The organism is Sinomonas sp. ASV322, from assembly GCF_030908245.1.
Lineage (GTDB): Bacteria > Actinomycetota > Actinomycetes > Actinomycetales > Micrococcaceae > Sinomonas.
The window spans coordinates 34,090-47,441 of record NZ_JAVFJJ010000007.1 but is presented as its reverse complement, the minus strand read 5'-3'; the positions used below and the strand labels follow the sequence as shown (position 1 = coordinate 47,441).

Below are 13,352 nucleotides of genomic sequence, written 5' to 3'. Positions count from 1 at the left end.
GTCTTCTCATCCTGAGTGGCATGTCGCAGCTTTCCCCCACTCCCGCAGCGCCCTCGACGTCGAGCGACGCCCAGACCACCCAGCCCGCCAGCCCCCGGCCCACCGCCGTCGTCATCGGGGGCGGTATCGGCGGGGTCGCCGCCGCCCTCCGCCTCCGCCAGCTCGGCACCAAAGTCACGCTCGTCGAGCAGGCGCTCGAATTCGGCGAGGTCGGAGCGGGCCTCCAACTCGCTCCGAACGCGACCCGCCTCCTCGCCGAATGGGGTCTCTTGGACCGCGTGCTTGAGGTCGCCGTCGCGCCGAAGCACCTCGTGTTCCGCGACGCCGTGACAGGCCGCGAACTGCTCCGCAAAAGGCTCCGGGGCGAGTTCGAGGCGCGCTATGTCGCGCCCTACATCGTGGCCCACCGGGCCGACCTGCACGCGATCCTCGTCGACGCGGCCCGCGCGGCGGGCGTCGAGCTCGTCAACGGCGTCACGGTCGCCCGCACCCAGAACACGGCGTTCGGCGCAACGGCCGTCGCCGAGGACGGCCGCGAGTTCGACGCCGACGCCGTCATCGCCGCCGACGGCCTCCGCTCTGTCGTGCGCGCCCAAATGTCCGACGACGAACCCATCCCCTCGGGGTATGTCGCCTTCCGCGGCGCCCTGCCGATCTCCGACGTCAAGCACGCCTCCGACATGGACGACGTCGTCGTGTGGCTCGGTCCGCGCTGCCACCTCGTCCAGTACCCGCTGCGGAAGGGAGAGATGTTCAACACGGTGGCGGTGTTCCAGTCGCCCGCGTTCCTCCGCGGCGAAGAGGTGTGGGGCACCGAGGACGAGCTCGAGGAGGCGTACAAGGACTGCGTTCCGGAGGTCCGCAAGGCGCTCGAGAACCTGTGGCGCGTGCGCTCGTGGCCCATGTTCGACCGGCTCCCCCTCCCGACCTGGGTCGACGGCAACGTGGCCCTGCTCGGCGACGCCGCGCACCCCATGCTGCAGTACCTGGCGCAAGGCGCGTGCCAGGCGCTCGAGGATGCGCACGTGCTCGGCGAGGCCGTCCGCCGCCGTGTCCTTCCGGCGTCCGACGACGGCGACCGGCGGCTCGCGTGGGTCGAAGCCCTGCGCGAGTACAACGAGACCCGCGAGCCCCGCACGAGCCGCGTCCAGACGACCGCGCGGCTGTGGGGCGAGTCGTGGCACGTCGACGAGCCGGTCGCCGTCCTGATCCGGAACATGCTGTTCGAGGCGGCCGACGCCCGCGGCGGCTTCCCGTACACGGACTGGCTCTACGGCCGGGATGCGCTGACTCCGGCAGCCGCCTCCTGCGTTCAAACGGTGCCAACCCGCTCAACAGGTGCTGCCCGGCAACGATTGAGCGGGTCAGCGCCGGTCATGCGGCGCGGCAGTTGAGCGACCCGACAGTTGAGCGGCCCGCGTCGACGGCGCACGATGTTTCCATGACCGAATCTGCTGACCGAGAGACGCTGCGCGCGCTCGCGGACGAGGGAAACGAACTGGCGCTGGACCGCCTGGCGGATCTGGCCGACGCCCGCGACGATCTGGACGAGCTCCACGAGTTGCTCGACGAGGGAAGCACCTACGCCGGACGACTGCTGACCCGCCGGGCCGTCGCGGCTCGTGACCTGCTAGAGCTCCAGCGACTCGCCGATGCGGGCTCCGACGAGGCGGGCCTCGAACTCGACCGGATCCTCTCCGACCCGAAACGCACCTGGCCCGAATAGCGGGACGAACCTGGGCAATACCGTTCAGAAGCTCGAGATCCCACCGCCAGTGCCCCACGACTAGAGTGGACAGCATGAGCGAGGGAATCGACGTCGGCAGCCCTGACGAGATCGAGGAGGGCACGGCGCGGGTCATCGAGCCTGAGGAGTCGGGCTTCGACGAACCGATCGCGGTCTTCCACACCGAGACCGGGTGTTTCTTCGCGCTCGACGACACATGCACCCACGAGGAGGCCTCGCTCGCCGAGGGCTGGATCGAGGGGGACGCGGTCGAGTGCCCGCTCCATTCGTCGAGCTTCGATCTGCGGACCGGCAGGGTCCTGTGCCTCCCCGCGACCCAGAGCGCCCGGACGCACAAGGTCGAGGTCACGGGCGGCCGCGTCGTGCTTTACCCGGGCGTCGATGCCGAGGACGCCGCTCGCGTGAGCGAGCAAGCAGCCGAGTAGGCAGGCGAATGAGCGCGAGCGGCCCCGCGCGGCAGATCGTCGTCGTGGGCGGCGGAGTCGCCGCCTTCAGCGCGATCAGCGAGCTGCGCAGCCGCGGCTTCGATGGTGCGATCACCCTCCTCTCGCCCGAAGGCCTCCCGTACGACCGGCCGACCCTGAGCAAGGGCTACCTCCTCGGCACCGAGGACGCCACGAAGATCCGCCTCGCGCCTGAGGCGTGGTATGCGGAGCGGAGCATCGAGCTCGTGCCGGAACGCGCCGTCGCCCTCCGGCCGGCGGAGGGGGCGGTTGAGCTCGACGGCGGACGGCGGCTTCCCGCCGACCGTGTGCTGCTCGCGACGGGCGGCGTCCCGCGGTGTCTGGGCGTCCCGGGCGGCGAGGCCGCCCACACGCTCCGCGACCTCGCGGATTCCGACGCGCTCCGGCGCGCCCTCGCGCCCGGAGCGCGGGTCGCCGTCGTCGGCGCGGGCCTCATCGGGGCGGAGGTGGCCTCGGCCGCCGTCGTCCTCGGGGCGGAGGCGACCCTCATCGACCCCGTCGATCCGCCGCTCGTCCCCGCGGTCGGCGAGGCGCTCGCTCGGCGGCTCCACGCGATGCACGCCGAGCGCGGCATCCGCACCATTGTCGGGGCGCCCGTGGGAATCGAGGCGCACGACGGCGCCGCGCCGGGTTCCGCGTACTCCGTCCGGTTCGCCGACGGGAGCACCGTGGCCGCCGACGCCGTGGTCGCCGGCATCGGGATCCTTCCGGACACGGCCCTCGCCGAGGCGGCCGGCCTCGAGGCCGAGGGCGGCGTGATCGTCGACGACACCGGCGCCACCTCGAACCCAGCGGTCTTCGCGGCAGGCGACACCTGTCGCCGGCGCGCCGGGGACGGCACCCTCGCGCGCCGGTCGGAGCACTGGGAGGCAGCCGTTCATTCGGGGCAAGTCGCGGCAGCGGGAATGCTCGGTGCGGAGCCGCCGCAGTTCGGGGCGCCGTGGCTCTGGTCGGACAGGCACGGCGTGCATGTCGAGGCGGTCGGAACGCTCGACGAGCGGCATGCCCCCGGCGCGCGCACCGTTCTGCGCATGGTCGACGGCGTCCCTCAGGCCGCGTTCCTGCTCGCCGCCGACGGACACCTCCTCGGATGCTCCGCCGTCGACCTCCCGCTCGTGGTCCGGGCGGCCCGGCGGATCATCGACCGCGGCATCGTGCCGGATCCGGACGCGCTCGCGGATCCCTCAGCCGACCCGAGGAAGCTCACCCGCTGACAGGGTCAGGCGTCCCGGCCAACGCGTGGCCACGTCCCCATCAGGCGTCCGTGATGCCGAGCGACCCGATGATCTCGTCAGCGATGGCCTCCGGGCTGCCCGCGATGTCGAGCCGCAGGGAGCCGGACGCGAGCTCGCCCTCGGTGAGCGGCTCGAGGGTTGCGAGCTGGCTCGGCAGGAGCGTGGTCGGCATGAAGTGGCCCGACCGGCCGGACATGCGCTCGGCGAGAAGCTCGGGCGAGCCGTCGAGATGCGCGAACACGACGCGACCCTCGGCTTCGGCCAACAGTTCGCGGTAGGTGTGCTTGAGCGCCGAGCACGTGAGGACGGTGCTGCGCCCGCCGCGCGCCTGCTCGGTCATCCAGTCGCGGATGCTGCGGAGCCATGGCCAGCGGTCCTCGTCGGTGAGGGGCACGCCGCTCGCCATCTTCGCGATGTTGGCGGGCGGGTGGAACTCGTCGGCCTCGGCGAGCACCCAGCCGAGGCGATCGGCGAGGGCCGCGGCGACGGTCGTCTTGCCGGACCCGGCAACACCCATGACCACGATGTGCAGGGACTCCATGGCTAACCTCCCAGAAGACGTCATCGGCTTCCGAAGAAGCGCACAGCACGGCAAGAGGCTCGCCGCTTCATCAAAAATAGCATCTTTGAATGTGATAGATAATACTTTTACGGGGGGTCACCACTGAGGAAGGGCGGCGGCGATGGCGACGGCATCTCCCGAGGAGCCCGCGACGACGGGCGACGGCGCAGGCCTCCACCGGCGCATGCTCGACGCCGTGGGCGAGGACATTGCCTCAGGCCGCCTCGCGCCGGGAACGCGCCTCACGCTCGAAGAGCTCCAGCACGGATTCGGCGTCTCGAGGACGGTCGCGCGGGACACGATACGCGTGCTCGAGACCATGAACCTCGTGACGTCGAAGCGGCGCGTGGGCATCGTCGTCCACGACCCCTCGCTGTGGAACGTCTACGACCCCCAGCTCGTGCGCTGGCGGCTCGCCTCGGCGCGACGCGACGAGCAGTACGCGTCCCTCACCGAGCTGCGCATCGGCGTCGAACCCGTCGCTGCGGCCTGCGCTGCCCGCCGGGCAAGCGGCGCGCAGCGCGCCGAGCTCGCAGGCCTCGCCGCCCAGCTCCGCGCCCTTGGCCAGAGTGGCGACCTCGAAGCCTTCCTCGCTGTCGATATCGCCTTCCACCGGCTCATCCTCCGAAGCAGCGGCAACGAAATGTTCGCCGCTCTCGACGGCATGATCGCCGTCGCGCTCACGAGCCGCACGCGCCAGGGACTCATGCCGTTCCACCCGCGCGGCGAGGCCCTCGACGCACACGAGCGCGCGGCGGCCGCCGTCGTGCGCGGCGATGCCCAGGGCGCCGAGGACGCGCTGCGCGAAGTCCTCCAGGAAGTGCGGGCCGCGCTCAATCTCGCATAGGAGCAATTCTGCCCAACAGAATCTAGTGTGGGCTGTTGAGCTTCTCGGCGACGAGGGCCGCGGCCGCGGCGTCGCACGCCGCCGCGAGGGCCGCGACCGTCTCCGGCCGCTCGAGCACGTCGGCGCGCGAACTGGGCGCGCTGATCGACACGGCGAGCCACGCGCGCCCTGGCCCCACGGCGCGGCCCATCGCGGCGATGTCCGGCTCTGTGCGGCCGAGGTTGAGCGCGTAGCCACGCGTGCGTACGACAGCGAGCTCGTCCTGGAGCGCGCGGAAGTCGTCCGCCCCGAGCTGGTCCCCCGCGAGCTGCGCGGCGCGGCCGGTGTAGAGCTGGTGCAGCGCCTGGTCGTCGAGCGTCGCGAGGATCGCCTTGCCGCCTGAGGAAAGCCGCGCGGGCAGGACCGTCCCGGCCCTCTCCCCCACGCGCAGGAGCTGGGTCGACTCGACACTCGCGAGGAATCGCACGCTCGTTCCGAAGCGGGCCACGAAGTTCACCGTCTCGCCCACGGCGGCCGCGAGCTCTTCGAGGGACGGATGCGCCACCGCAACGACGTCTTGGAGGCGGCCCTGGCGAGTCGCGCCGCGCAGTGCCGGGCCTGCCGTGTACCTGCGGGACTCGTCCTGGAGCGCGAAGCCTCGGTAGACGAGCGTCGCGAGGAGCCGGTGGGCGGTAGACGGCGCTACGCCGAGGCGCTCGGCGGCCTCGTTGACGCGGAGCGCGTCGCGCTCGTGAAGCAGGAGGATGAGCTGCAGGGCGTTGTCCACCGACTCGATCGCGTAGGCAGGCTTCTTGACGATCTGGAACTTCTGCATAGCAGAATGCTAGTGCCGAGGTGAACTGGGGCACGAGAGCATGAATGGCATGTCACTCACCACTTCCGCTCACGGCAACGAGGCCGCGCGCGCCCACGGTGCGGGCCCAGGGTCCGGCCCCGAGCGCCGTCGTACGATCGTCGCCGTCGCCCTCTGCTGGGGCATGGTCCTCTTCGACGGCTACGACCTCATCGTCTACGGAACCGTCCAGAACAACCTCATCGAACGGGCTGGCTGGGGCCTCAACGCCGCGTCCGCCGGAACGATCGGCTCGATGGCGTTCGTCGGCATGATGATCGGCGCGGTATTCGCCGGCAGGCTCTCCGACGCGTGGGGCCGTCGGAACGCGATCCTCCTCTGCGCCGTCGTCTTCTCCGTCGCGACGGTGCTGTGCGCCGTCGCACCGGGTGCCGTCGCGTTCGGTTCCCTCCGCCTCGTGGCGGGCCTTGGCCTCGGCGGTCTCGTGCCGTCCGCCAACGCGCTCGCCGCCGAGCTCATCCCCGCCCGCCGCCGCGGCGCGATCGCCACCCTCATGATGTCCGGCGTCCCGCTCGGCGGCACGGCCGCCGCCGTCCTGGGCCTCGGCATGATTCCCGCGTTCGGCTGGCAGTCGATGTTCTGGCTCGCCCTCGTCGCACTGCTCGTGCTCGTGCCGCTCGGCTGGCGCTTCCTGCCCGAGACGCTGGCTTCCGCACCTGCCGTCGAGCGAGCGCGGGGCGAACGGACGACGCCGGTGCCCCCGGCGGCGAACGAGCTCCCAGCGGCGCGGCCCACAGCGGCACTGCCCACAGCGGCGCGGCCCACAGCGGCACAGCCCGCGGCGGCGCGGCCCACGGCGGCGCAACCCACGGCGGCGGGCGGCGGCTTCCGCGGCCTCTTCCGCGTGCCGTTCCTCGGCCTGAGCATCCTGTTTGCCGCGTCGACGCTCTTCACGCTGTTCGCGTGGTACGGGCTCGGCACCCAGCTCCCCAAGATCATGCGCGACTCCGGCGCCGACCTCGGCCCCGCGCTCACGTTCACGATCGCCCTCAACCTCGGCGCCGTGGCCGGCTCGATCGTGACGGCATGGGCCGGCGACCGCTTCGGCACGGTCCAGACGTCCGTTGTCGCGGCATTCCTGGCGGGCGCCGGACTTGTGTCGCTCCTCGTGGTCCCCGCGGGCAACAGTGCGTACGTCTACGGCGCGCTCGTGATCGCTGGTGTTGGGACGCACGGCACGCAGTCTCTCGTCATCGCGGCGATCACGGCACGCTACCCGAACGAGCTCCGCGGCACGGCGCTTGGCTGGGCCCTCGGCGTAGGCCGGATCGGCGCCGTCCTCGCACCGCAGCTCTCGGGCCTCATGCTCGCGACCAAGTCGATCCCCCCGGTGATGAACTTCCTGCTGTTCGGGGGGTCGGCGATCGTGTCGGCGGCGCTCCTCGCGGCCGTCGTCGCCCTCACATCGGCCCGCCGCAGGCGCGCCGCCGCCCTCGTCTGAGCGCACGCTTCTCCTGCCCAAAGCCGCTTCTCCGGCGTAAATCCGTCACGGAGAAGCGGCTTTGGCACGCAGAAGCGCGGTCAAGAGGCGCGGCCACGAAGTCCGGGGATCAGAGGACGGCGGCCATGGTCGCCTCGCCGCCCTGCCAGTCCGCGACGAGCTGATCCGCACCTTCCACCCCAGCGCCGAGCACGCGAGCCATCCGCAGCGTCGCTCCGCCGAACCTGACCTCGCACACCGGTCGGTCGGACACGACCTCCGGCCCGGCGGTGGCAGGGTCCCCGGCACCGGTCTCCGCCGCCACCGCGTCCGCTGGCGCCGAAGCCGACCGCTCGGCGGACGCCATGGCCCGCACGTGGACGTCCGGCTCGACGGCGCCGACCACGGCGTCGCCGTCGTGGACTTCGAGCACGGCCTGCGCCTGCTCGCCCCGCGCGGCCCGGACGAGGGCCGCGACCGCGACGGGGTCCCCCGCGCCGTCGTACACCCAGCGCGTCCCCAGGACGGAATGCTGCATCGTGCCGACCAGCCGCCCCTCGGCCTCGGCAAGCGGCGCGTCGCGATAGGTGAGGAGCACGTGGAACACCGCCTCCCCGCGCGTCACGAACAGGCCCTCGATGCCCACCTCGCCCTCCGGATCGTCGAAGCGATAGCTCCCGACTCGTTCGAGCTGCCCGCTCCCGCCGCCCCACGGCTGTCTGGCGAGCCACGGGTCGACGAGTTCAAGCTTGCCGGGAACAAGAGACGCGCGATGGATGACAGCCATGGAGCCAGCCTAGCCACAGTCCGCTCGGGTTCGTTCCGCCACAATTCAAAGGCGCAAACGCCCCGAAAGTGGCCGAATCGGCCCCAAGTTGTGTCGTTGCATGGCGCTCAACGAAAAAGCGGGCCGCCCCGGAAGGGCGGCCCGCCTGAATGCTGCCTGCTAGCGTCCGAGTGACTCGATCGCGGCCTGAGCCGCAGGATCCGAGTCGGCGAGGAACTTCGAGACCCGCTCGGGCTCGCCGTCCTCGCCGATCGCGGCCGCGGCGCGGCCCAGGCCGTAGAGCGCACGCAGGAAGCCCTGGTTCGGCTCGTGCTCCCACGGGATCGGCCCAGCGCCGCGCCAGCCGTTGCGGCGCAGCGCGTCGAGCCCACGGTGGTAGCCGACCCGCGCGAACGCGTACGACTCGACCGTGTTCCCCGCGGCCCAGGCGTCCTCGGAGAGCAGCGCCCAGAGCAGCGAGGAATCCGGGTGCTTCACCACGAGGTCGCGCGCCGTATGGCCGGTCGCAAGTCCTTGGTACACGTCGGACTCCGCCGGGAGCCGCACGGGCTCGGGGCCGAGAAGGTTGGTGCGGAACTCGTCGCTCATGCGCGTTACTTGATCGACTTGCCCTCGGAGCCGAGCTGCTGCGCGGCCTCGACAACACGGGCGGCCATGCTCTTCTCGGCGAGAGCGCCCCACACGCGGGGGTCGTAGGTCTTCTTGTTGCCGACCTCGCCGTCGACCTTGAGCACGCCGTCGTAGTTCGAGAACATGTGGCCGGCCACGGGGCGCGTGAACGCGTACTGCGTGTCCGTGTCGATGTTCATCTTGATGACGCCGAAGGAGACGGCGTCCGCGATCTCCTGCTCGCTCGAGCCCGAGCCGCCGTGGAACACGAGGTCGAACGGGCGGTCCTTGCCGAGCGTCGCGCCGACCTCGGCCTGGATCTCCTTGAGGATCTCGGGGCGGAGCTTGACGTTGCCGGGCTTGTAGACGCCGTGCACGTTGCCGAACGTGAGGGCCGTGATGTAGCGGCCGTTCTCGCCGGCGCCGAGCGCCTCGACGGTCGCGAGGCCGTCCGCCACCGAGGAGTACAGCTTCTCGTTGATGGCGTTCTCGACGCCGTCCTCCTCGCCGCCGACGGCGCCGATCTCGACCTCGAGGATGATCTTCGCTGCGGCAGTGCGGGCGAGGAGGTCCTTCGCGATGCGGAGGTTCTCCTCGAGCGTCTCCGCCGAGCCGTCCCACATGTGCGAGTTGAAGATCGGGTTGCGGCCGGCCTTGACCTCGGCCTCCGAGGCTGCGAGGAGCGGGAGGACGAAGTCGTCGAGCTTGTCCTTCGGGCAGTGGTCCGTGTGGAGCGCGATGTTGACGTCGTAGCCCTTCGCGACCTCGCGGGCGAACGCGGCGAACGCTAGCGAGCCCGTGACCATGTTCTTGACCGAAGCGCCGGACCAGTACGCGGCGCCGCCCGTCGAGACCTGGATGATGCCGTCCGAGCCAGCCTCTGCGAAACCGCGGATCGCCGCGTTGAGCGTCTGCGAGGACGTGACGTTGACCGCCGGGAACGCGTAGCCGCCGTCCTTGGCGGCGTCGATCATCTCGGCGTACTTCTCAGGGGTAGCGATAGGCATGGAAGCTCCTCGATTCAGTCCGCGCAACAAACAGAGCGGAGGCGTGCTGGCCACTCACATCCTAGCGAGAGCGCGGTCGCCCGCCCACGTGCGCGCGAGCACATGACGGACCGCGCGCTGCGTTCCTCGCCGAAGCGAGCCCAGACACAGGCGAGGACGACGACGGCGCCCGCTACGCCGTCGTCGTCCTCTTTCCCCCTGTCCCCCCAAACTGTGAGCCCCGAAGGGCTTAGTGCTGCTGCGCGACCTGCTGCGCGAACGCCTCGGTCATGCTGCCGACACCGGTCACGTTGTCATAGCCGGGCGCGGTGAACAGCGAGCTGTCGTGATCCATGCCGACGAGGTACGAGTTGCCGCTCACCGTGCTCGAGAAGGCCACGGAGACGGGCGACGACGGCGGAACGACGTCGCGCTGCGCGCCTCCCGATGCCGCGGCCGCGTAGATCGTCGGATTCGCGAAGCCGATCACCTTGCCGGTCGCCGCCTGCGCGACGGCCATCTGGGCCGCCGTGAGCGGGCACGCGAGGGACGTGCCGCCGATATCCGAGAGCCCGAACGAGCCGGTCTTGAGGACGTTGTCGTTCGTGATGGGGCTGTAGCCGATGCGGTAGCCCGTGTAGGGGTCGGCGAGCGCCGAGACGTCCGGCGAGACGCGGAAGCACTTCGCGGACGTCGTGGAGCACGCAAGCGACGTCGGAACGAGGGCCTTCTGGTAGGCCGGCTGCTCGAAGACCGCGCTCGTGCCGCCGCCTGCGCCGAAGCGGAACGGCCCGGGCAGCGAGCCCGCGTAGACGAGCTGGCCGGACGCATTCGGGACAACGCGCTGGCGGGCCGTGCCCCAGCCCGTCTCGAACAGGTACTCGCCGTCCTTGCCGGCCGCGAGGCTCGTGCCGCCGACCGCCGTGACATACGGCGAGCTCGCCGCGAAGTCCGGCGAGGCGTAGCCGAGCGCCTTCTTCTCGTCGCCGCTGTCGCCGCTCGAGAAGTAGAGGCCGATACCCTCGGCCGCGGCCTGGAGGTGGATGTTCTGTTCGCCCATGAGCGTGTTCGGCGGGAGGGCCTCGCCCACGTTGCCGTAGCTGTTCGAGACGATGTTCGCGAGGTGGCCGTCGAGGATCTTCGACATCGCGAGATCGAGCCCGCCGCCACAGTTGTTGCCGCCCACGTACAGGATGCCGGCGGCCGGGGCGAGCCCGTGCACGGCCTGGACGTCGAGCGACTGCTCACCCTGCCAGCCGCTCGGCTCGGCGCACAGGTCCTTGTCGAGGAACATGCGGGGGTCCGGGACGATCTGCTGGTACTGGCCCGGCGCGAGCTGGGGTACGCCGCTCGCGGCCGCCCACGCGTTGGTGTCCTCGACGATGGTCGGCGACGCGTAGGCATCGATGATGGCGACCGTCTGCCCTGCGCCCGCCGTCGCGTTCACGGTGCCCGTCGGGGCGATCCCGTAGACGCCCTGAAGCTGCGTCGGCGTGTAGCCGCAGAGGAAGGTCGGGAACGTCGTCGTCTGGTAGGCCTCGGGGAGCGTCGCGGTCTTCTCACCCCAGTAGTGGGAGCAGGGAACGCTGACCGGAGGCGTGATGGCGCCGGTTGCCGCGGGCGTCTCGCCCGAGTCGGGGGTCACGTTCGCGGGGCGCGTGAGCAGCTTGCCCTGGTCGACGGACACTGACTGGATCGCGTCGCCGAGCTCCGCTGGGACGGACGGGGCGGTCGCGGGGCCGATGAGCGTCTGGCCCTGGAAGCTGTAGCTCTGCTCGACCGTGTTGAACGCCGCGTTGATCTGGTTGACGGTTCCGCGGAAGACGACGTAGAGGCGGCTGTCCGGGATGCCCGTGATGGTCATGCCCTGGGCCTTGAGCCACGCGACGGTCGCGTCGAGGGTCGCCTGCGTCGGGGCGTACGTGTCGATCCACTGCTGCGGCGCGAGGAACTGCCCGTAGCTTGCGCTGCCGGGGGTCGAGACGGCGTCCGCGGTGGCCTTCGCACCTGCGAGGTCGCGGAGGTTGAAGTAGATCTCGCCCTCGACGGTCGTGTTCGAGAGGGGGATCCCCGTCTTGGCGCGCGAGCCCGCCCAGGGCGGCACGGATCCTGGATAGGACTTGGAGTGCGACGGCGGTGGGCTGGGGGGCGAGGCGACCGCGGCTGCCGCGGCTCCCAGCCCGACGGCGGAGGCGACGGCGACTCCTGCTGCCAGTGAACGAAGTGTCAGTCGACGGGAAAGCTGTTGTACGGCCATAAACCCTCTCCTCACAGGCGCGATGTGCCCGACTTGAGCGAGACTAGTTGTGAAACAACCTTTGCAGGAGCTTCTAGAAGCTGTGAGTTTGCCCTGAATTTTGGGGCGGCGGTTTCGTCGCCTGGAAGCCCGCTGGGTTAGGCTGGTTGGGCGCAGGGGAGTATCCCACGCGCTGCACACGTCAACACGTCAGGCGCGGGAGCCTGGCCGGGTGCAGCGGTCTTCCGGGCAACAGAAACGGTGGATGGAAAGACTTGCGGCGGTTACGCCTGCCTGCGAAAGGGACGTTCAGTGTCCACCTCCCCCGTCATCTGGGCCATCACGGTCGCCGTGATCCTCGGCCTCCTGGCCTTCGACTACTTCTTCCACATCCGCACGGCACACGCCCCGACACTGCGCGAGGCCGCCTTGTGGTCGTCGGTGTACGTCGGCGCGGCGGTGCTGTTCGGCGTCGTCGTCCTCCTCCTCGGCGGAACCGAAATGGGCGGCCAGTACTTCGCCGGGTTCATCACCGAGAAGGCCCTCTCGGTGGACAACCTCTTCGTCTTCCTCGTGATCCTTTCGAGCTTCCGGGTGCCGCGCGAGGACCAGCAGAAGGTGCTCCTCTTCGGCATCGTGTTCGCGCTCGTCGCGCGCACGGTGTTCATCTTCCTCGGCGTCGCGCTCATCGACGCGTTCTCGTGGATCTTCTATCTCTTCGGAGCGATCCTCCTGCTCACGGCCGGCCAGCTCCTCAAGCCCAATCACGGCGAGGGCGAAGCGGACAACGTCGTCGTCCGGCTCGCCCGCAAGTTCCTCCGCACGTCGGCGCACTATGACGGCGACCGGCTCTTCACCGTGGAGAACGGCAGGCGAGTCCTCACGCCGATGCTGCTCGTCATGGTCGCGATCGGCGGCACCGACATGCTCTTCGCGCTCGACTCAATCCCCGCGATCTTCGGCCTCACCCAGAACGCGTACGTCGTGTTCACTGCGACGGCGTTCTCGCTCATGGGCCTCCGGCAGCTGTTCTTCCTGCTCGATGGCCTCCTCGACCGGCTCATCTACCTTTCCTACGGGCTCGCCGCGATCCTCGCGTTCATCGGCGCGAAGCTCGTGCTGCACGCCCTGCACGAGAACACGCTCCCGTTCATCAACGGCGGCCAGGCTGTCCCGGTGTTCGAAGTGACGACGGGGCTTTCACTCGCGGTCATCGTCGCCGTCCTCGCCGTGACGGTCGTCGCCTCGCTCGTGAGCCCCGCGGGCAAGGCGCAGACCGCCATCAACAACGCCCGGCGCCATGCCGAGAACTACCTCGACCTCGGGTACACGGCCGATCCTGCCGAGCGCGAGCGCATCTACCGGGGTCTCCTCGATGAGGAGAGGGCGATCCTCGCGATGGACAAGAGGTACCGAGACAAGGCGAAGGACGTCGACGCGATCCGGGCCAAGGTCCGTGCGGCGCATGCGCGGCACGAGCAATATTTGCGGAGCGAGGCCTGAGGCTCGGCCGCGGTCCAGTCCGCTTCTTGGCCGGCGGATTCGCGCCGGTGCCCGACACGCCGTCGTTCGAACCGATTGGGATTTTTCAACCGGTCAGGAGCAC

Annotated in this window: 13 protein-coding genes; 7 read left to right on the top strand and 6 right to left on the bottom strand. The window is 70.4% G+C overall.

Features of this window, described 5'->3' with window-relative positions; translation table 11 throughout:
- Nucleotides 1–20: 20 nt before the first annotated feature.
- The 4 genes from RBS12_RS11250 to RBS12_RS11235 all read left to right on the top strand — a co-directional run bounded on the left by RBS12_RS11250 (nt 21) and on the right by RBS12_RS11235 (nt 3,425).
- On the top strand, nt 21–1,394 hold the full coding sequence (locus RBS12_RS11250; protein WP_307966199.1) for an FAD-dependent monooxygenase: 1,374 nt from the start codon (nt 21–23) through the stop codon (nt 1,392–1,394).
- A 47-nt stretch (nt 1,395–1,441) separates the two neighbouring features.
- Nucleotides 1,442–1,726, top strand: coding sequence for a hypothetical protein (locus tag RBS12_RS11245; RefSeq protein WP_307966198.1), 285 nt, complete (start codon nt 1,442–1,444; stop codon nt 1,724–1,726).
- A gap of 74 nt (nt 1,727–1,800) precedes the next feature.
- Nucleotides 1,801–2,172, top strand: a complete 372-nt coding sequence (locus tag RBS12_RS11240) for a non-heme iron oxygenase ferredoxin subunit (RefSeq protein ID WP_307966197.1) — start codon at nt 1,801–1,803, stop codon at nt 2,170–2,172.
- A gap of 8 nt (nt 2,173–2,180) precedes the next feature.
- Nucleotides 2,181–3,425: an FAD-dependent oxidoreductase gene (locus RBS12_RS11235; RefSeq protein ID WP_307966196.1), complete on the top strand. Its 1,245-nt coding sequence runs from the start codon at nt 2,181–2,183 to the stop codon at nt 3,423–3,425.
- A gap of 40 nt (nt 3,426–3,465) precedes the next feature.
- Here the strand turns inward: RBS12_RS11235 and RBS12_RS11230 are convergent, their stop codons facing one another.
- Complete coding sequence (locus RBS12_RS11230) at nt 3,466–3,987, bottom strand: gluconokinase (RefSeq protein WP_307966195.1); 522 nt, start codon at nt 3,985–3,987, stop codon at nt 3,466–3,468.
- Between the two features lie 142 nt (nt 3,988–4,129).
- Between RBS12_RS11230 and RBS12_RS11225 the strand changes: the two genes are divergently transcribed.
- Complete coding sequence (locus RBS12_RS11225) at nt 4,130–4,855, top strand: FCD domain-containing protein (protein ID WP_307966194.1); 726 nt, start codon at nt 4,130–4,132, stop codon at nt 4,853–4,855.
- 22 nt (nt 4,856–4,877) lie between these two features.
- Here RBS12_RS11225 and RBS12_RS11220 read toward each other — a convergent pair whose 3' ends face one another.
- Nucleotides 4,878–5,669 (bottom strand): IclR family transcriptional regulator, encoded by a 792-nt coding sequence (locus RBS12_RS11220; RefSeq protein WP_307966193.1) that lies wholly within the window; start codon nt 5,667–5,669, stop codon nt 4,878–4,880.
- 49 nt (nt 5,670–5,718) lie between these two features.
- Between RBS12_RS11220 and RBS12_RS11215 the strand changes: the two genes are divergently transcribed.
- Nucleotides 5,719–7,149, top strand: coding sequence for an MFS transporter (locus RBS12_RS11215; protein ID WP_307966192.1), 1,431 nt, complete (start codon nt 5,719–5,721; stop codon nt 7,147–7,149).
- Between the two features lie 109 nt (nt 7,150–7,258).
- On the opposite strand, the gene RBS12_RS11210 is transcribed toward RBS12_RS11215, so the two are convergent.
- The 4 genes from RBS12_RS11210 to RBS12_RS11195 all read right to left on the bottom strand — a co-directional run bounded on the left by RBS12_RS11210 (nt 7,259) and on the right by RBS12_RS11195 (nt 11,614).
- Complete coding sequence (locus tag RBS12_RS11210; RefSeq protein WP_307966191.1) at nt 7,259–7,915, bottom strand: hypothetical protein; 657 nt, start codon at nt 7,913–7,915, stop codon at nt 7,259–7,261.
- Between the two features lie 159 nt (nt 7,916–8,074).
- Nucleotides 8,075–8,503, bottom strand: a complete 429-nt coding sequence (locus RBS12_RS11205; protein ID WP_307966190.1) for a DUF3151 domain-containing protein — start codon at nt 8,501–8,503, stop codon at nt 8,075–8,077.
- Nucleotides 8,504–8,508: 5 nt separating this feature from the next.
- Nucleotides 8,509–9,531 carry a class II fructose-bisphosphate aldolase gene (gene fbaA / locus RBS12_RS11200; protein WP_307966189.1) on the bottom strand — a complete coding sequence of 341 codons (1,023 nt, stop codon included), beginning with the start codon at nt 9,529–9,531 and terminating at the stop codon, nt 8,509–8,511.
- A 229-nt stretch (nt 9,532–9,760) separates the two neighbouring features.
- Nucleotides 9,761–11,614, bottom strand: coding sequence for a S53 family peptidase (locus RBS12_RS11195; RefSeq protein ID WP_307966188.1), 1,854 nt, complete (start codon nt 11,612–11,614; stop codon nt 9,761–9,763).
- 444 nt (nt 11,615–12,058) lie between these two features.
- Here RBS12_RS11195 and RBS12_RS11190 point away from each other — a divergent pair, with 444 nt between their 5' ends.
- On the top strand, nt 12,059–13,249 hold the full coding sequence (locus tag RBS12_RS11190) for a TerC/Alx family metal homeostasis membrane protein (RefSeq protein WP_307966187.1): 1,191 nt from the start codon (nt 12,059–12,061) through the stop codon (nt 13,247–13,249).
- Nucleotides 13,250–13,352: the final 103 nt, after the last annotated feature.